The following is an 18,464-nucleotide window of genomic DNA, read 5'->3' as shown; positions in this document are numbered from 1 at the left end:
CTCCAGACTCATGGTCGAAAAAGGTCTTTCAGGGAAAGAGCCGCGTGATCGATTCCGCGACGCAGGCCGGCTTGTCCTGGCCTTCGCACTCGACGGTCATCTCGATCTTGAGCTGCGCGCCGCCGCCATTGACGGCCGTCCACTCGATAAGCCGAAACTGCGCGCGCAACCTGCGGCCGACCGGCACGGGCGCGATGAAGCGCACCTTGTCCAGCCCATAGTTCAGGCCGCTTCGGGTTTCCTCGATATGAAACGCGGTCGCGAAAAACGCGGGCAAGAGACTCAGCGTCAGGAAACCATGCGCGATCGTGCCGCCAAACGGCCCTTCTTTCGCGCGCTCGGTATCGACGTGAATCCATTGATGATCGCCGGTTGCATCGGCAAACTGATTGACGCGCTGCTGATCGATCAACAGCCAGTCGCTGGTGCCGATCGACTCGCCGACGAACGGCTGCAGATCGGCGATTTTTTCAAAGGTCTTCATGGGCGTTTTCCGGTTGAAGCAATGCCTTTTGCAATTGCGCCGCGCATAACGCGTCGTGGCGGTCGCTGCTGCCGAACAGCACGTCCGCGACGACCGCGCGTTTGTAGTAGTGGCCCACCTGGTATTCCTCGGTCATGCCGATTCCGCCGTGCAATTGAATCGCCTGAGCGCACACGAAACGCGTGGCCCTTCCGATGACCGATTTCGCCTGCGACATCACACGCAAACGCGTTGGGCCGTCGTCGTTTTCAATGGACGCCACGAGCGCGTACAGCATCGACCGGGCGATCTCCAACTCCGTGGCCATGTCCGCCATGCGGTGTTGCAGCGCCTGAAAGCTGCCGATGGGCACGCCGAACTGCTTGCGCATCTTCAGATGATCGGCGGTCATTTCGATTGCCTTTTCCATGCCGCCGACAAGCTCTGCGCCGAGCGCGGCGATCGCATGCGCGAGCCCGTGCTGCATCGCGGCCAGTCCAGTGCCGGGCTCGCCGAGCAGCGCGTCGCGGGTCACGACGACACGCTCGAAGGTCAACTCGGCGGCATGGCTACCATCGTGCAACGGCAGCACACGGCGCGAGAGTCCGGCGGCGTCGGCAGGCACGAGAAACAACGTGATGCCGTCCGCGCCCGGCGTGAGCGCGGAGACGATGAAACCGTCGGCATCCGCGCCACCGAGCACGAGTGTCTTCGTGCCGCTCAGCGCATAGCCGTTCGACGTGGGCTGCGCGCAGAATGCGACCGGTTCGGGCAAGCCGCGCGATTGCGTCTCGCTGTACGCAAGCGCGAGCCGGCGCGAACCGTCGGCGAGTTGCGGCAACCACGTTTCCCGCTGCGCATGCGTGCCCGCCTTCAACAGCGTTTGCGCGGCCAGCACCGCGCAGCCCAGATACGGCTCCAGCACCAGTCCACGGCCGAGTTCCTGAGCGATCAGCACCGTGTCGATCAGGCTGCCATCGAGACCGCCGCAGGACTCGGGCAACGCGGCTGCGAGCCAGCCGTTGTCCGCGAAGGTTTCCCAGTGCACGGCGTCGCGCGTCGATTGCGACTTGATCAGCGCCGTGCGCGCCTCGAAGCTGTATTCGCGGTCAACGAAACGCCGCACGCTGTCCTGTAGCAGTTGTTGCTCTGCATTGAGAGTGAAGTTCATGATCGATCCGCCCGCTCAGAGTTGAAACAGCATCTTTGCGATGATTCCGCGCTGAACCTCGCTGCTGCCGCCATAGATGGTCGACGCGCGGCGGAAAAACATCTCGTTGGCGACGCCGCGGCCAATGTCTTGCCGTGGCATCGGTTCATCGAGGCACGCGTCGTGCGGTTCGGGATAAGCCACGGCGCCATCGTCGCCGAGCGCCTCCACGGTCAGCTCGCTGATGCGCTGCTGCAACTCCGTGCCGCGCACCTTGAGCATCGAGCCCATCGCGTGCGCTGCCGGGCTGTGGTCCGATTCCATCGCCGCGACGCGCTGGACCATCATCGCGATGGCGTGCAATTCCGCTTCGAGGCGGGCAAGACGCAAGGCGAATTCCGTCTGCGCGATGAGCGGTTCGCGGCCCGCGCGCTGCGTCGATGCAAGCTTCCGGGCGAGCGTCAGGCCACGGCGCAGGATCGGCAAATCCGCCGCGCTCGCGTGCTCGTTGTTGAGCAGGAACTTGGTGATCTTCCAGCCATCGCCCTCGGCGCCGATGCGGTTCGCGACCGGCACGCGCACATTGTCGAAGAAGGTTTCGTTCAGGTGATGGCAGTCGTCGATACTGCGGATCGGCCGCACCGTGATGCCGGGCGTCTTCAGATCGACCAGCAGGAAGCTGATGCCGGCCTGTCGCTTGACTTCGGTATCGGTGCGCACCAGCAGGAAGATCCAGTCGGACTCGTGCGCGTAACTCGTCCAGGTCTTTTGGCCATTGACCACATAGAAGTCGCCATCGCGCTCGGCGCGCGTGCGCAAGGACGCGAGATCCGATCCGGAGCCGGGCTCTGAAAATCCCTGGCACCAGAGACGCGAGCCATCGAGAATATGCGGTACATGTGCCGCTTTCTGCTCGGCGGAAGCGAATTCGTTCAGTACCGGGCCAAGCAGTTTTTGCGCGAAGCCGTCGTGGGTCGGCGCACCGGCCGCGACGCATTCTTCATCGAACACGAGACGTTGCAGCACCGTCCAGCCGGCGCCGCCGTCCGCTTTCGCCCAGTACGGCGCGCCCCAGCCTTTCCGGTTCAGGATCTGCTGCCAGCGCACGAGGTCCGGGCGCATCGAGCGCACGCTGCCCACGGGCTTGCCGGCAAGATCGGAAGGCAGGTTCTTGCGCAGGAACTCGCGCACTTCATCGCGAAATGCATCGAGACCGGCATCGGGTTGAAAGTCCATCGGCGACTCCGTCAGTTGCGGTACATCGTGACGACGCACGCGCCGCCGATTCCCACGTTGTGCTGCAACGCGACGCGCGCGCCTTCGACCTGCCGTTCGGCTGCCGCGCCGCGCAGTTGCTGCACCAGCTCGGTACATTGCGCGAGACCCGTTGCGCCAAGCGGATGCCCCTTCGACAAAAGTCCGCCCGACGGATTGACGACATACTTCCCGCCGTAAGTGTTGTCGCCATCGTCGATGAACTTCGCCGCCCCGCCTTCGGGACACAGCCCGAGCGCCTCGTAAGTGATCAACTCGTTGTGCGCGAAACAGTCGTGCAGCTCGACCACGTTGACGTCCTCCGCGCCGATGCCCGCCGCTTCATAGACCTGGCGCGCTGCGTTCTTCGCCATGCCGAAGCCGGCCACGTCGCGCAGGTCGTCGCCTTCGAGCGATTCGTGCCCGTCGGTGGTCAGCGACTGCGCCGCGATCCAGACGCGCGTATCGAGGCCGTGCCGCTTTGCGTAGTCTTCGCTGCACAGGATTGCCGCCGCCGCGCCGCAGGTCGGCGGGCACGCCATCAGACGGGTCATCACGCCGGGCCATAAGAGCTGGTCCGCCATCACGTCTTCAGCCGACACGACCTTGCGAAACACCGCCAGCGGATTGTTGGCCGCGTGCCGGCTCGCCTTCGCGCGAATCTTCGCGAAACTTTCGAGCGGCGTGCCGAAGCGCTTCATGTGCTCCATGCCCGCCCCGCCGAAGATACGCAGCGCAGGCGGGATGTCCGCCGGCACACCGAGCCGGTCGCATTGCTTCAGAAACAGTTCGGAGGGCAGAGGCCGGTCGTTGAAATAGCTGCCGAGCGCGCCCGGATTCATCTGCTCGAAGCCGACCACGAGCGCGATATCGAGCGCGCCCGCCTCGATCGCCTGACGCGCGAGGAACAGGCCAGTCGAACCGGTGGAGCAGTTGTTGTTGACGTTGATGATCGGCAGGCCGGTCATGCCGACATGGTAGAGCGCGCGTTGTCCGGCCGTGGAGTCTCCGTAGACGAAGCATGCATAAGCCTGCTGGATCGCCTGATAGGTGACGCCGGCATCGGCCAGCGCGAGCCGCGCTGCCTGCGCGCCCATCAGGTCATAGGTTTCGCTTGCGCCTGGCTTCTTGAATGGGACCATGCCCACTCCGGCGACGACGACTTTGCGCGTCATACGTTCTCCTTCAGTTGTTTTTGAAATCCGATCGAGCGACTCGATGCGGATTCATCATAGGCAGGCGTGCCGACTGCCGCGCCCCCTCGTTTCAAGGGGGCCGCGCTAGTCGGGAAAAGACGGTTTCTGGATATGATGCGCTCCGGCGTCCCCATGCGCTGCCGGCTCGTTCAGCCGATACCACATCACGCCTTGCGCATCGCAGCGGCCCGACGCCTGCCCGCGCACGACGAGGAAATTGAGGAACGCGAGCGCCTCGCCGGTGGCGAGCGTATAGCGCATCGGATCGTCCGTATCGACGCGCGAGGCGAACAGCGTGCCGAACACGTCGACCGCGCGTTTGGGGCCGTCGCGCAACCGGTCGCGCAGACGTTCCAGACCGCGCAGCACGCCGTACTCAAGCCGATCGAGCCGGTCATGCAGGCCGCGGAACGGTTCGTTGTGGGCCGGCAGCACCAGCACGTCGGCGGGAATCGAAGTCTTGAGCCGGGCGATCGACGCGAGCCATTCGCCGAGCGGGTCGGCATTGGGCTCGATCGGATGCACCGAAACGTTCGATGAAATGCGCGGCAGCACCTGATCGCCGGAAATCAGCACCCGAAGCGCGGGGCAGTGAAGACACGCATGTTCCGGCGTATGTCCGCGACCGATGACGATCTGCCAGTCGTGCGCGCCGATGCGTAGCCGGGCTCCTTCTTCGAGCCGGCAAAAGCTGTCCGGCAACGCGCCGATCATTCGCGCGAAACGGCCGAAGCGTTCGCGATACCGCACGATCGTCGCGTCATCCCAGCCGGCTCGACGATAAAAGCGAATGCCGTCACGCGGCGCCTCGCGGCCGACGTCCGCTACATTCGAGCGGCACGTCAGGTACTCGATCCGCGTCATCCACAACGAGCAATCGAAACGTTGCGTCAGCCATCCGGCCATGCCGACATGATCGGCGTGCAGATGCGTGACCAGCACGCGCGTGACGCGTCGTCCGCCCAACGGCCCGCCGAGCAACGCTTCCCAGCGCACGTCCGCGCCGGGCACCGACAAGCCCGTGTCGACGATCGCCCAGCCGTCGCCATCTTCGATTGCCCAGACGTTGATGTGCGTGAGCGAACCGGGCACCGGCAGGCGCATCCACAGCACGCCGGGCGCGACCTCGACCGCGCCGTCGTCCAACGGAACGGCGTCGAGCGGATAGCGCAATCTGGCGGCGGCTGGCGGCGTCATGGGTTCATCGCGGTTCGACACCGTCACGCTCTCGATGCTCAGACAAACGCCGACACGCCGGTCAGCGAACGCGCGATGATCAACTGCTGAATCTCCGTCGTGCCGTCCGGAATCGGAATGATGATGGCTTCGCGCAGCAGACGTTCGACGTTGAAGTCCTTCGTAATGCCATTGCCGCCATGCAACTGCACCGCGTCGCGGCACACCTTGACCGCGGCTTCCGTCGCGAACGCCTTGGCCATCGATGCCTGGAGGTCGCAGCGAATCCCGGCGTCGATCAGTCCGAACACGCGCTGGCACATCAGCCGCGCGGCATCGACCATGATCGCCATGTCGGCGAGCTTCGCGGCGATCAACTGATGCCCGGCGATGACCTTGCCGAACTGCTTGCGCTCCTTCGCATACGCGATCGATTCTTCGAGCGCCGTGCGCATGATGCCGACCGACAACGTGCCGACGTGAGCGCGCGCGTTCTCGAACACCTTCATCGTGTTGCGCAAACCCTCGCCTTCCTCGCCGATAAGATTCGTCGCCGGCACGCGCGCATCGGTTATGAAAATCTGCGCGGTCGACTGCGAGCCCAGCGCGATCTTGTCGATATTGCGCGACTCGTAGCCATGCTCCTTGCGGTCGATAAGAATATGCGAAAGCCCTTTATCGCCGCGCACCGTGCAGATCAGCACGTCGGAATAGACGCCGTTGGTGATCCACGTCTTCTCGCCGTTGATGATGAAGTGATCGCCATCGCGCACCGCGCGCGTCTTGAGCTCGGCCACGTTGGAACCGACATCCGGCTCGCTGATCCCGATCGAGCCGAAGATCTTGCCGGCGAGCGCGTCGGGCATATAGCGCTCGCGCACGTCAGGTCGGGCGTTGCACAGCATCGCCGTGAGACCCATGTTGAGCATCACGCACAACGCGATATCGCACGAGCAGGCCACCAGCTCTTCGAACAGCATGCCTTGCGTGGTGAACGACCATCCCATGCCGCCATACTCGACGGGAATGGTGCAGCCCGGCAGCCCGAATTCGGCGATGCGCTGCGTCAGTTCGCGCATCCTTTCCTTCGGGATGAAACGGTCGCGGTATTCCTTCGCGACCGGCTTGATCTCGGCTTGCAGAAACTTGCGGAAGCTTTCGACAGCGAGATTCTGATCCTCGGTGGGCAATTGATACGGCATGTCGGATATTCCTTGATTCGATGTCTGTTTTTAAGCGCGTCCGAAGATGCCGATATGGTCGATGCTTTCCTCGACACCCCACAGCCCGCCGCCATTGCCCTGAATCGCGAAGCGCGCGCCTTCCACCTGACGCGGGCCGCATTCGCCGCGCAACTGCTCGACGAGTTCGAAGATCTGTCCGAGTCCCGTCGCGCCGATCGGATGGCCTTTCGATTCGAGGCCGCCGGAAGGGTTGATCGGCAGACGCCCGCCGAGCGCGCTGTCGCCACGCTCGGCCATCACGCCGCTTTCGCCCGGCTTGCACAGCCCGAGGTTCTCGCACAGCGCGATTTCGCCGATCGCCGATGCGTCGTGCAACTCGGCGACATCGATATCTTCCGGGCCGATACCGGCTTCGTCGTAGGCGAGTTTCGCGGCGTGAATGGTGATGTGGTTCGCGAGATCGTCGCCGGCGCGCGGGGATGCCGAACGCACGATCGTCGCGAGCACGCGCACCGCGCGATTGCGATCGAAGCCGTAGCGCTTGAACGCCGATTCCGTGCACAGGATCGCCGCCGCGGCGCCGTCGGAGATCGGCGAGCACATCGGCAGGGTCAGCGGATAGGTGATCGGCGGCGCGCCGAGGATTTCGTCGATCGACATCGGCTTGCGGTATTGCGAGCGTTCGTTGTGGACCGAGTGGCCGTGGTTCTTCGCGGACACCGCCGCGAACTGGCGCTGCGTGATGCCGTGGCGCGCCATCAGTTGCCTGCCGATGCCGGCGTAGACATCCATGAAAATGCTGTACGGCTTCTCGGAGGTCGTGCCCGCCGGCGCCGTCACGCCGCGGCCGAGTTCGACCATCTGCGCGGCGTTCGCCTCGGCCGTCTCGACGTCCCACGCGGAATCGAACACGGAAAACATGCGCGCCTTGTCGTGCGAGTACATTTTTTCCGCGCCCACGGCCAGCACTACGTCGGCCATGCCGGCGCGCAGTTGCGTCACGGCGAGATGAAACGCGCTGCTCGCCGACGCGCACGCACTTTCGATGTTATGAATCGGGATGCCGCCCAAGCCCAGCGGAATCAGTGCGACCTGTCCACGGATCATGTGCTGGCCCTGCATGTGGCCCTGCGTCGTGTTGCCGAAGTAAGCAGCCTCGATCCACTCGCGATCGCAGCCCGCGTCCTTCAGGGCGTCTTCGACTGCCCACGCGGTCAACTGCTTGACCGACTTGTCCAGGTGCCGTCCAAACGGCGTCATGCCGACGCCGACGATGTAGATGTTTTCCATATTCGATGTGTAAAGTTCGTTTTGATCCCGATGCCGCCCGCTTGCGCTCAACAGCCCTTGAATTGCGGCTCGCGCTTCTCCGCGAACGCCCGAAGCCCTTCCTGGATGTCGTAGGAACGCTGGTGATTGCGCAGTTCGAGCAATTCATGACGCAGCGCGTCGGCGGCGGACTTGTCGGGCGCTTCGTTCGCCACGCGCTTCATGCGCGCCAGGACGAGCGGGCTCTTCTTCGCGAATTTGTCGGCCAGCGCCTGCGCGCGCGGCTTGAGTTCTCCATCGGCGAGGACTTCGTTGACGAGGCCGTAGCCCTTCAGTTCGGCGGCGCTCATGGCGTCGCCCGTGAAGAGCAGATAGCGCGCGACGTTCGCGGGCACCTTGCGCGGCAGGATCGCCGCGCCGCCCGCGCCGGGAAACACACCGAAGTTCGAGTGCGCGTCGCCGAGCCGCGCGGATTCGGCGGCCAGCACGACGTCGCACGCCATCACTACTTCGAGGCCGCCCGCGAGCGCCAGGCCGTTGACCGCTGCGATCACCGGCTTCGGAAACGCGCGCAAGGTATCGAAGAATTCGACGATCAATTCGAGAAACTCGCGCTTCTCGGGATGCGGCGCCTCGGCTGCCTCGATCAGATCGGCGCCCGCGCAGAAGGCGCGTCCATTGCCAGTCAGAACGACGACCCGAATCGCGTCGTCGTCGCGCCAGGCGTTCAGTTGCGCGGTCAGGCCGGTTGCCATCTCGCGATTCAGGCTATTCATGGCGGCCGGACGATCCATCGTCAGCCAGCCGACCGAGCCCACCAATGCGTGCGAATAACTCATCTCCCCTCCGGATATCGGCGACGCCGTTTCTAGACGTTGCGGTTGTGATAAGTTAGGTTCCGCGACTTCATTAATCACCCCTCGTTGTGAGGGGGGCACTTTGGCCGGCGGATAAGGGAAGGTTGAGGGTGGGAACTGCTCACGCAGCGGTTCATTCGCCGCAATGCACCGACTGGGTGACGCTTTGACTACGCCTTTCACCAGACACCTGGTTTCCACCCGATTCTCGCCCCCGCGAATCGGCGCCAAGCACGTCATGCGCGCCGACTTGCTCGCGCAACTGCAGCGCATGCAACAGTGCCGGCTCGCGCTCGTGACGGGCAGCGCCGGCTATGGCAAGACCACCTTGCTCGCGCAGTGGCGTCAGGCGTGCCTGAAGGCGGGCGCGGAAGTCGCATGGCTCTCGCTCACCGCCGACGACAAAGGCTACGTCGATTTCTGCACCGCGCTCTTCGCCGCGATGCAGCGCGGGGGCCTGCCGGTCGAAATGGATCTGCCGCTCGAAAATGCGAGCGCCGCCGCGCTCGACGCGTCGGTGGCGGCAATCGTCGAGGCCGCCGTCGATTTGCCGAAGGATCTGTATCTGCTCATCGACGACTATCACCACGTCGAAGCGCCGCTTGCGCACAAGTTCATGCAGAAGCTGCTCGATCAGGGGCCGGGCAATCTTCATCTGGTGATCGCGTCGCGCGTCACGCCGCCGCTCGGCTTGAGCCGGCTGCGGATGATGGATCAGATCGTCGAAGTGGACAGCGCGGGCCTGCCGTTCGACCTTGCCGAAACGCGCGCATTCGTCGATGAGAATCTCGGCCCGGGAAAGGTGAACGCCGACGAACTGGCGCTGATCCACGAGTTGACGAGCGGCTGGCCATCCTGCATTCAGCTGATCGTGATCATGCTGAAGAATCGCCCGGAGACGCGCGCCGTGCTCGAAGATCTGGTCTGGCGCTCCAGCGATCTGCAAACGTATCTGAGCGAAGAAGTCATGGCGCATTTGCCGGCGGATCTGTCGGCATTCGCGGAAGCGCTGTCGATCTTCCGGCGCTTCAATGCGCCGCTTGCCCGCTTCGTCACGGAAGACGCGCAAGCCGCCGATCTCCTCAAGCGCATGGAGGACGAAAACCTGCTGATCATCCGCGTCGATTCCGACGACCGGCTGAGCTGGTTCCGCTTTCATCCGCTATTCGGAGAGTTTCTTGCCACCCGGCTCGCGCGCCGCGAACCCGAAAGCGTGCGCGAACTACATCGGCGCGCGAGCCGATGGTTCGCCGATCAGGGCTTTCTCGCCGAAGCGGTGCGCCATGCGAGTGCGGCGGAAGACGTGGAATTCGCCGCGTCGGTGATCGAACGCGCCGCGCCCGCCACGTGGAACCTGGAGTATCTGGGGCCGACGCTCAATCTGCTCGAACATCTTCCGGAAGAGACCTTGTTCAGGCATCCACGGCTGCTCTTCATCGCGTGTCTGGCGGTTGCGCTGACCACGCGCCCGGCCAAGGCCAAGGCGTGGCTCGTGGCGCTGGAAGCGGGTGCGCAGTCGATTCATCCCGAGGTCGCGCGCAGCCTGCCGCTGATCCATGCCGCGATCGCATTCCAGCACGACGACACGCAGCGCATGATCGAACTGCTCGAACCGCATCGCGATGCGTCGCTGGAAAACCCTTTCCTGCAGTACATGCTGCTTGCCTCGCTGTGTTCGGCCTACACCGCCGCGGGCCGTTATGCCGAAGCCAAACGTCTGTTCGACACGCATCCCGTTCCGCCCGCCGACGAGGACAACGACATGGCGCTCGTCGCGCAGGCGACGCGGATCTCCGTGGCGCTCCTCGAAGGTAATGTGCGCGAAACCGAGCGCGTCGGTTCGGCGCTGCTCACGCGTTCGGTGCAGTCGGTCGGCCGGCATTCGATCAGCGCGAACATTTGCGCGAGCGTGCTGGCGGACGCCTACTACGAGCTGGACCGTATCGACGACGCGCGCGAGACGATCGCCAATCGTCGCGGCTTGCTGCAGTCGTCGGGACCCGACATGCTGATCCGCGCGTCGCTGTGCCGGGCGCGGCTCGACCTTTTGCAGGAGAGCCCGGACGCGGCGTTATCGTTCCTGCAGCGACAGATCGCGCATATGCGCAGCATGCGTCAGGTGCGCGCCGTGACGCACCTGCTGGCGGAACAGGTGAAGGTGCTCTTGCTGAAGGGCGATCGCACGCAGGCGCGCGAGACGTTCGCTTCGCTGGAAGAAATCGCGCAGGCTCATCCCGCCGAACAGGGATTCAAGGCGGAGATTCCCGCGTTCGCGGCGCTGGCCAAGGCACGCTTGCTGCGCGACGAACAGCCCGAGGAGGCATTGCGCGCCTTGCAGATAACCCGCAGCCACGCCGAGGCGTTCGGCCGCGGCAGGCTCGCGGCGCTGGCCGACCTGTTATCCGCGATCATCTTCGCCGACCTGAAACAGACGGATGACGCGCTCGTGTGTCTCGTGCGCGCCGTGGAAGCCGCGCATCGTCTCGGTCTCGTGCGTACTTTCGTCGATGAAGGCGCGCCCGCCGGCAAGCTGCTCGCACGCATGGTTCGCGAGCGGAAATTCGATGGCGTCACGCTTCAGCACGCGACCGAGATCATCGACAAATTCCCCGATTCCGCAGTCACCGACGGCCCCATGCGCCGGTCGAGCAACTCGAAGCTGCAGCCCGTGCTAACCCAGCGTGAAGTCGAAATCCTCGGACTCGTCGCGCAGGCGATGTCGAACAAGCGCATCGCGCTGACGCTCAATATCACGCTGGAAACCGTCAAGTGGAACTTGCGCAATATCTTCATGAAGCTCGGCGTGTCGAGCCGCTATGACGCGATGGTGTGGGCGCGCAAGCATGAGCTGATCGAGTAGGCGGCCGCGCCGCGTTGCGTCATTGCGCGCCGGCGACCGCGGGAGGCGTCCAGCTACGGTTAGCTGCGCGCGCGTCCGGCCAATAGTCGCGCAACATCAGCGAGAAAGGCGCGCCCTTGGGCACCGGCAACCAGTTGCTCTCCTTGTCCGCGCCGGGCGAATCTGCCTGGAGGTAAAGCGTCAGCGAGCCGTCGCTGCCGTATTTGAGGGCCTTGTTACGCGTGCCGAGCGAATACCGGTCGAGCGTATTCGGCACGAAAAAGTGATGTTCGTCGTAGACCGTCAGCGACCAGAAACCACGTGTCGGCGGCAATTGCCCGTTCTCGAAGGTGACGGTGTAACGCTTGTCTCCATCGAGGCGCACGCCGGATGCATCCAGGTCCTGATAGTAGTAGCGCGTCTCGTTCGGCGCGTTGACCAGAATGTTCGATTTCGCGACCGCCGTGCGCATGAAGTAGTCGGTGCCGAAGCGCGCGCCGTTGTCGAGAGTCGTCCAGTCGTGCGGCAGCGGCACGCCCCAGTTGCGGAACTGCAGCAGCGGATCGACCAGTTCCTTGTCCGCCTTTTGCGCCTCGTCGATCATCGCCTGTTTCAGCGCGGGGTCCTTGCGCGCGGCGGCGGTCACGGCCAGCACTTGCGCGTAGCGCGACTGCTCGCCCGGTAGCGGCGGCGCATCGGCAAGCACCGCCGGCAACTGGTCGAAGAACTGCTCCGGACGCACCCAGCGCGTCTCGCCGCCATCCGCCTGCGCGGGTTGCGCAAAGCGGCGCAGCGTGCGCCAGTCGCGATGCTTCATCGTGCCGTCGTACTCGGCGAGCGGATAAACATCGATGTCCCGAATCAGCGGCTGGATCGCGGCTTTATCTTCCGGCGTATCTTCCTGGAAGATGCGGGGCACGACGAACGCCGTGGCGGATGGGGCGCGCAACACCTTCACGATGCCGCGCGGCACCGTCCCCTTCCAGTTCGGACCGACGACCATGTAGAAACCGGGCTTGCTCGCATACATCGCGCCGAGCCCGGCGAAGTTATCCGTGCGGATGTCGGCGAGCTGGTACACCCAGAAGCGCTTGCCGAAGTCGGGCACCTGAATCACGACGGGACTGAGATCGAGCGCGAGCATGCTCGCACCGTACACGACGTCCTGGTTCGGGCAGGCGACCCAGCGTTGTCCGGGCTCGATGTAATCGCTCAACATCGCCAGCCGGTTGAGCGGCGCGAACGGAATCACGCCGCCGAAGAGTCCGGGCTCGGGGGCGCGCTGGAACGCGAGGCGGCGGTTGAAAACGTTGACCATCGGCCATGCCCAGAACCACGCATCCCGCGCCACGAGCCGCGCGTACTCCGTTGAAATGCGGACGCTGCTATCGGGACCGGGTGGCGGCGCGCTGACTTCGACGGCCCGAGCGTGCGCCGCGGGCTGGAGTGCGCTGAACAACAGGGCCGATCCGAGCGACACGGCGAGTGTCGCCAAGGTCGCCAAGGTCGAGGTACGTCGCATATTCGTCCTTTGATGTGGCATTTTCGGATGGTCTTCGTGCCTGGGGGTCGGACGAATCAACCCGCTTTCTCGACGTCGCCGGGTTTCCAGCTCTGATCGAAATGCGGTCCGGTCGGACCATACAGACGCAGCATCACGAAGAAGCCCTTGCCGGGAACGGTGCGTCGCCAGTTCCGCTCCTTGCCCGCCGGCGCATCGGGACCGAAGAACAGGTCGATCGAACCGTCCGCGTTGACCTCCGGCTTGTCACGCAATCCGATGGAAGGCAGCACCTGCCCGTTATCGAGGCCCGAGGCGGTTTGCGTGTCGTACAGCGTGGCCGACCAGAAGATCGCCGCGGGAACATGCGCAGGCAAATGCAAACGATAGTTCCGTGCCCCGCTCAGGAAGCGTCCGTCCGAGTCCTTGAACGTGGTCAGATAGCGCGCGCCCTGGCCGGGCACGACCGAACCCATCGCGGGACTCGTCGCGTAGATGATGCTGTAGGCGGCGCTGCGGGCATCGAGGTCCAGGAAACGGCCGGCCTTGTCCATCCACTCCCAGTCGGTGACGAAATTGCGGGTCGGCGTCACATATTGCCGGTCGCTGTAGATCAGGCCGCCGGGCCGTTTCGCCAGTTCGTCGTAGATCATCGAACGGCTCATCTTGAACGCCGTGCGCGCGGCTGCGTCGAGAATGGCCCGCGCATGCGCGTCCGGCTTGAACGGCTGCCCCTTGACTATGCCGATCGACGCCATCATGCCGCGCCAGTCGGCATCGGCCGTGTCGAGCGGCTCGCTGTCGACGAAGCGCGCCAGCATGTCGAAGAAGCGGCCATCGGCCGGGAATACCAGGTTGAGCGGAACGCCCGACGCATTGGGAAACCGCATGGCGCCGGGCGGCTTGCCCAACGGATAGATCCGCGTCTGTTCGATCAGGCTGACCGGCGGCGCCAGGTTCGCCGGGTCCGCAAAGAAGGCGCGCCAGAAAACGAGCGCGTTGTTGGTGCGCGAGCGGTAGACATGGTAGCCATCCGGCACGTCGCCCCGATAGCCCGGCGGCAGCACGAGAAACTTGCCTCCCTGACCGTGGTCCGGACCAGCGAAGCCGATGTCGCCCGCGTAGGCCTTTGCGCCGATAGTCGGTCCCTCGATCGGACGTTGCCAGAAGTCGTTGAGTATGCCCTGCTGCTTCGGTGGAATCTCGATCACCATCGGGCCGTCTTTGCCCAGGTCGAGATAGCCCATTGCATAGATCACGTCCGAATTGGGCGTGGGCACGACGGTCTTTGCGTCCAGACGCTGCTTCCATATCGGGAACACGCTGTAGCCCGCGCCGAAAGCCCGTTCCGAGCCTTCTTTCATCGCGTACAGATTCACCGCCGGCAGCGCCCACAGATAGACCTGCGTGGCGCGCTGGAACAGAAGCTCATCGTTGAGCGTCGCGACCGTCTCCGCCGTCGGATGTCCTTCGGGGAACGGCAGACTCGCGAGCGCCTCGAAGCGCGCCGTATCCGATGCGCGTGCCTGCGCGCCCGCTGCGCCGTCGGTCGATGAACAGGCGGCAACGCATGCGCCCAGCGCGCACGCGAAGATGGATTTAACGATTCGATATTCAGGTGTACGCATGATGATTCGCTTTTAAGGGCCACTTGAAGCCTTCCTACGCAATGGCGCTGACGCCCCCATCGACCGCGAGAATCTGCCCGGTGATGTGCTTGCCCGCCTCGCTCGCAAACAACAACGCGGCGCCTTTCAGGTCTTCGTCGTCGCCGAGACGGCGCAGCGGTATGCGATCGCACATGTGCTCGACGCCCCAGTGCTCGATCGAGCCTTGCGTCATCTTCGTCGGAAAGAATCCCGGCGCCAGCGCGTTCACCGTGATCCCGTACTCGCCCCATTCGCTCGCGAGCGCGCGTGTGAAATTCACCACCGCGCCCTTGGACGTGTTGTAGGCGACAGTCTTCATCGTGCCCGGCACATTGCCGGCGAGACCGGAGATCGACGCCACGTTGATGACGCGGCCGCCGCGTCGCGGAACCATCGAAAGCTTGCCGATTCGCTGCGTCAGCAGAAAGAGCCCGCGGATGTTCAGGTTCATCACCTTGTCCCACGCTTGGACCGGATGATCTTCCGCAGGCGCGCCCCAGGCTGCGCCCGCGTTGTTCACCAGGATGTCCACGTGTGCGAGTCGCGCCAGCGTTTCGTCGGCAAGGCGCGCGATGTCGGCGTCGCTCGCTGCATCGGCGGCGATCCATTGCGCGTCTATGCCGCGTGCGCGCAGATGCGCCACGGCTTCTTCCAGTTCACCCGCCTTGCGCGCAGAGAGCATGACGCGCGCGCCCTGCTCGCCGAGCGCCTCGGCAATTTGAAGACCGAGGCCGCGCGAGCCGCCCGTTACGAGGGCCACTTTGCCCTTCAGGTCGAACAGTTGCGATACGGTGCGGCTTGTCATGTCCATGTCGGTTTTTGATCCTTGCGGAGTAAGTCGGATGCGATATCAGAACCACGCGTCGCGCATGTCGAGCGCGCTGCGGTCGAGCGACGCGAGCAGATCGAATTGTGGAAATACGCGCGGCAGTTCCCAGCGGAAGAAGTAGCCTGCCGCCGCGAGCTTGCCGCGATAGAAGGCTTCGTCGTTCGCGCCTTCGGTTCGCGACAGCGCGCGCGCGGCCACGATCGCCTGTTCCAGCCAGACCCACGCGAGCACGATATGACCGAAAGCTTCGAGATAGAGCGACGCGTTGGCGAGCGTGAGCGTGTTGTCGTCCGTCGCCCAGATGTGTCGTGTCACGCTCGTGAGCCGGGACGCCGCGTGGCGCAATTCATCCGCGTAGCCGCGCACTTTCAAGTCCGCGCTGTCGTGCGCCCGCAGCACCGTCACGTGCATTGCTTCGTCGAGCGCCGCGAGCGCCGCGCCCTGCTTCATGACCACCTTGCGGCCGAGCAGATCGAGACCCTGAATGCCGTGCGTGCCTTCGTGAATCGCGTTGAGGCGATTGTCGCGGTAGAACTGCTCGACGTTGTACTCGCGCGTGTAGCCGTAGCCGCCATGCACCTGAATCGCGAGGCTGTTGCCCTCCAGACACCATTGCGACGGCCAGCTCTTTGCGATCGGCGTAAGAATGTCGAGGAGCAACGCGGCACGCTCGCGCGCATGTTCGTCATGCGCCGAGCGCGTTTCGTCGACGAGCTTCGCGCAATGCAAATTCAATGCGAGCGCACCTTCGGCGTAACTCTTCTGGGCAAGCAGCATGCGGCGAATATCCGCGTGTTCCACGAGCTTGACCTGGGCGCTGGCGGGGTCTTTCCCGCCCGGACCGGACGCGCGCCCCTGCGGGCGGTTGCGCGCATAGTCGAGCGCATGCAGGTAGCCGGTGTAGCCGAGCGTCGCGGCCCCGAGGCCGACACCGATGCGCGCTTCGTTCATCATGTGGAACATGCACGCGAGGCCCTGTCCCGGCTCGCCCACCAGATAGCCGATCGCGCCCGCCCGTCCGCCTGGCCGATACCGCGTGCCTTCGCCGAAGTTCAGCAGACAGTTGGTCGTGCCTCGATGCCCCATCTTGTGATTCAGGCCGGCGAGCGCGATGTCGTTGCGCTCGCCCAGCGAGCCATCCTCGTTGACGAGGAACTTCGGCACGATGAAGAGGGAAATGCCCTTGACGCCCGGCGTGAGCTTGCCGTCCGGACCGGGAATCTTCGCCAGCACCAGATGCACGATGTTTTCCGACAGCGCGTGTTCGCCGCCCGAGATCCACATCTTGTTGCCGCGCAACCGGTACTGCTGGCCGAAGGCGGATTCGCTCTCGTGCTCCGCGCGTGTCGCGATGTCCGAGAGCGACGAGCCGGCTTGCGGTTCGGACAAACACATCGTGCCGAAGAAGCGGCCTTCCATCTCGGGACGCACGAACGCGTCGATCTGCGCGGGCGTCCCATGTGCGAGCAGCAGGTTCGCATTGCCGATGGTCAGGAACGGATAGCCGGCCGTGCCCGGATTCGCCGCCATGAAGTACGCAAAGCCCGCCTTCTCGACGACGAGCGGCAATTGCATGCCCCCGAACTCGTAGTCCTGAGCCGCCGCCGTCAGGCCCGCGGCACAGAACGCGTCGAGCGCGGCTTTGACCTCACCGATGATGTGAACCGTCTCGCCGTCGAAGTGCGGCTCGTGCTGGTCGCTTGTCTTGTTGTGCGTCGCGAACAGATCGGTCGCGATCTTCTCGCAAGTGTCGAGCGCGGCGTCGAAGGTCTCGCGCGAGTGATCGGCATAGCGAGGCATGGCGGTCATCGCCTCGACGTTCAGCCATTCGTACAGCAGAAAATTCAGGTCGCGCCGGGACAGGATCAGGGACATGTCGCGCATCCGCTCAAAGCACGTCGAACACGGCCGCCGCGCCCTGCCCGCCGCCGATGCACATTGTGACGACGACGTGCTTCACGCCGCGTCGCTTACCTTCGATCAGCGCGTGACCGACGAGACGCGCACCCGATACGCCGAACGGATGACCCACAGCGATCGCGCCGCCGTTCACGTTCAGCCGCTCGAATGGAATGCCGAGCTGGTCCGCGCAATACAGCACCTGCACCGCGAACGCTTCGTTCAACTCCCATAGACCGATGTCCTCGACCTTCAGCCCGGCTTTCTTCAACAGCTTCGGCACCGCGAACACCGGGCCGATGCCCATTTCATCCGGCTCGCATCCGGCGACCGCGAAGCCACGGAACACGCCGAGCGGCTGCAATCCCTTGGCGGCCGCGGTCCGCGCGTTCATCACCACGGCGGCCGACGCGCCATCCGAGAACTGCGAAGCGTTGCCGGCCGAAATCACACCGCCTTCGATCGCCGTGCGGATCTTCGCGACGCCCTCCAGCGTGGTGTCGGCGCGAATGCCTTCGTCGGCGGCGATCGTCACTTCGCGCGTGACGATCTCGCCGGAACGCTTGTCGGTGACGCCCGCGAGCACGGTCATCGGCACGATCTCGTCGTCGAAGCGCCCTGCGGCCTGTGCCGCCGCCGCCCGCTGCTGACTGCACGCGCCGTATTCGTCCTGACGCTCTTTCGAGATCGCGTAGCGCCGCGCGACCTGCTCGGCAGTCTGCAGCATGCTCCAGTAGATGTCCGGCTTGTGCTCGACGAGCCACGGGTCCGAGGCGAACGTCTGGTTCATCTGCCGCTGCGTCCACGAAATGCTCTCGACGCCGCCCGCGACGAAAATGTCGCCTTCCCCGGCGATCACGCGCTGAGCCGCCATCGCGATCGTCTGAAGTCCGGATGAGCAAAAGCGGTTGACGGTCGCGCCCGGCACGCTCGCCGGACAGCCCGCGCGCAAGGCGATCTGCCGCGCGATGTTGCCGCCGGTCGCGCCCTCCGGATTCGCGCAGCCGATCAGGAGGTCTTCGACTTCGCCCGCGTCGATGCCCGCGCGCGCGATCGCGTGCTGTACCGCGTGGCCGCCGAGCGTCGCGCCATGCGTCATGTTGAAAGCGCCCTTCCAGCTCTTCGCGAGCCCGGTGCGCGCCGTCGATACGATTACTGCATCAGTCATGGTCTGTGTTCCTGGAAGTCTGCTCATGTG

Annotated in this window: 14 protein-coding genes; 1 reads left to right on the top strand and 13 read right to left on the bottom strand. The window is 64.5% G+C overall.

Annotated features, from left to right (window positions below; all coding sequences use genetic code 11):
* Positions 1-28: 28 nt before the first annotated feature.
* The 8 genes from AWB82_RS28305 to AWB82_RS28270 form a co-directional block, all read right to left on the bottom strand.
* Positions 29-484, bottom strand: a complete 456-nt coding sequence (locus tag AWB82_RS28305; RefSeq protein WP_086972638.1) for a MaoC family dehydratase — start codon at positions 482-484, stop codon at positions 29-31.
* A complete protein-coding gene (locus AWB82_RS28300) occupies positions 471-1,634 on the bottom strand; it encodes an acyl-CoA dehydrogenase family protein (protein ID WP_086972637.1) in 1,164 nt (387 codons plus the stop codon). Before AWB82_RS28300 ends, AWB82_RS28305 begins: the two co-directional genes overlap by 14 nt.
* A 15-nt stretch (positions 1,635-1,649) precedes the next feature.
* Positions 1,650-2,849 (bottom strand): acyl-CoA dehydrogenase family protein, encoded by a 1,200-nt coding sequence (locus tag AWB82_RS28295; protein WP_086972636.1) that lies wholly within the window; start codon positions 2,847-2,849, stop codon positions 1,650-1,652.
* Positions 2,850-2,860: 11 nt separating this feature from the next.
* Complete coding sequence (locus AWB82_RS28290; RefSeq protein ID WP_086972635.1) at positions 2,861-4,042, bottom strand: lipid-transfer protein; 1,182 nt, start codon at positions 4,040-4,042, stop codon at positions 2,861-2,863.
* A gap of 105 nt (positions 4,043-4,147) precedes the next feature.
* Positions 4,148-5,260, bottom strand: a complete 1,113-nt coding sequence (locus tag AWB82_RS28285; RefSeq protein ID WP_086972634.1) for an MBL fold metallo-hydrolase — start codon at positions 5,258-5,260, stop codon at positions 4,148-4,150.
* A gap of 38 nt (positions 5,261-5,298) precedes the next feature.
* Entirely contained in the window at positions 5,299-6,441 is a 1,143-nt protein-coding gene (locus AWB82_RS28280) for an acyl-CoA dehydrogenase family protein (protein WP_086972633.1), read from the bottom strand.
* Between the two features lie 30 nt (positions 6,442-6,471).
* Complete coding sequence (locus tag AWB82_RS28275) at positions 6,472-7,713, bottom strand: thiolase family protein (RefSeq protein ID WP_086972632.1); 1,242 nt, start codon at positions 7,711-7,713, stop codon at positions 6,472-6,474.
* A 47-nt stretch (positions 7,714-7,760) separates the two neighbouring features.
* The gene (locus AWB82_RS28270) at positions 7,761-8,531 is read right to left on the bottom strand and encodes an enoyl-CoA hydratase/isomerase family protein (protein WP_086972631.1); all 771 of its coding nucleotides are present in this window, start codon (positions 8,529-8,531) and stop codon (positions 7,761-7,763) included.
* Positions 8,532-8,787: 256 nt separating this feature from the next.
* Between AWB82_RS28270 and AWB82_RS28265 the strand changes: the two genes are divergently transcribed.
* Positions 8,788-11,409 (top strand): LuxR C-terminal-related transcriptional regulator, encoded by a 2,622-nt coding sequence (locus AWB82_RS28265; RefSeq protein ID WP_235023475.1) that lies wholly within the window; start codon positions 8,788-8,790, stop codon positions 11,407-11,409.
* A gap of 19 nt (positions 11,410-11,428) precedes the next feature.
* Here the strand turns inward: AWB82_RS28265 and AWB82_RS28260 are convergent, their stop codons facing one another.
* Genes AWB82_RS28260 through AWB82_RS28240 form a run of 5 tightly spaced genes read right to left on the bottom strand, consistent with a single transcriptional unit; the run spans position 11,429 to position 18,434 of the window.
* Complete coding sequence (locus tag AWB82_RS28260) at positions 11,429-12,910, bottom strand: DUF1254 domain-containing protein (RefSeq protein ID WP_086972629.1); 1,482 nt, start codon at positions 12,908-12,910, stop codon at positions 11,429-11,431.
* Between the two features lie 56 nt (positions 12,911-12,966).
* Positions 12,967-14,517 carry a DUF1254 domain-containing protein gene (locus AWB82_RS28255; protein ID WP_086972628.1) on the bottom strand — a complete coding sequence of 517 codons (1,551 nt, stop codon included), beginning with the start codon at positions 14,515-14,517 and terminating at the stop codon, positions 12,967-12,969.
* 34 nt (positions 14,518-14,551) lie between these two features.
* Positions 14,552-15,343: an SDR family oxidoreductase gene (locus AWB82_RS28250; protein ID WP_086972651.1), complete on the bottom strand. Its 792-nt coding sequence runs from the start codon at positions 15,341-15,343 to the stop codon at positions 14,552-14,554.
* 45 nt (positions 15,344-15,388) lie between these two features.
* Positions 15,389-17,242, bottom strand: a complete 1,854-nt coding sequence (locus AWB82_RS28245; RefSeq protein WP_086972650.1) for an acyl-CoA dehydrogenase — start codon at positions 17,240-17,242, stop codon at positions 15,389-15,391.
* 13 nt (positions 17,243-17,255) lie between these two features.
* A complete protein-coding gene (locus AWB82_RS28240; RefSeq protein ID WP_086972627.1) occupies positions 17,256-18,434 on the bottom strand; it encodes an acetyl-CoA C-acyltransferase in 1,179 nt (392 codons plus the stop codon).
* Positions 18,435-18,464 lie beyond the last annotated feature (30 nt).

Origin of the sequence: Caballeronia glebae (assembly GCF_001545035.1) — a bacterium.
Taxonomy (GTDB): domain Bacteria; phylum Pseudomonadota; class Gammaproteobacteria; order Burkholderiales; family Burkholderiaceae; genus Caballeronia; species Caballeronia glebae.
The sequence above is the reverse complement of the archived record's forward strand: the minus strand, read 5'-3'. Positions and strand labels throughout refer to the sequence as shown.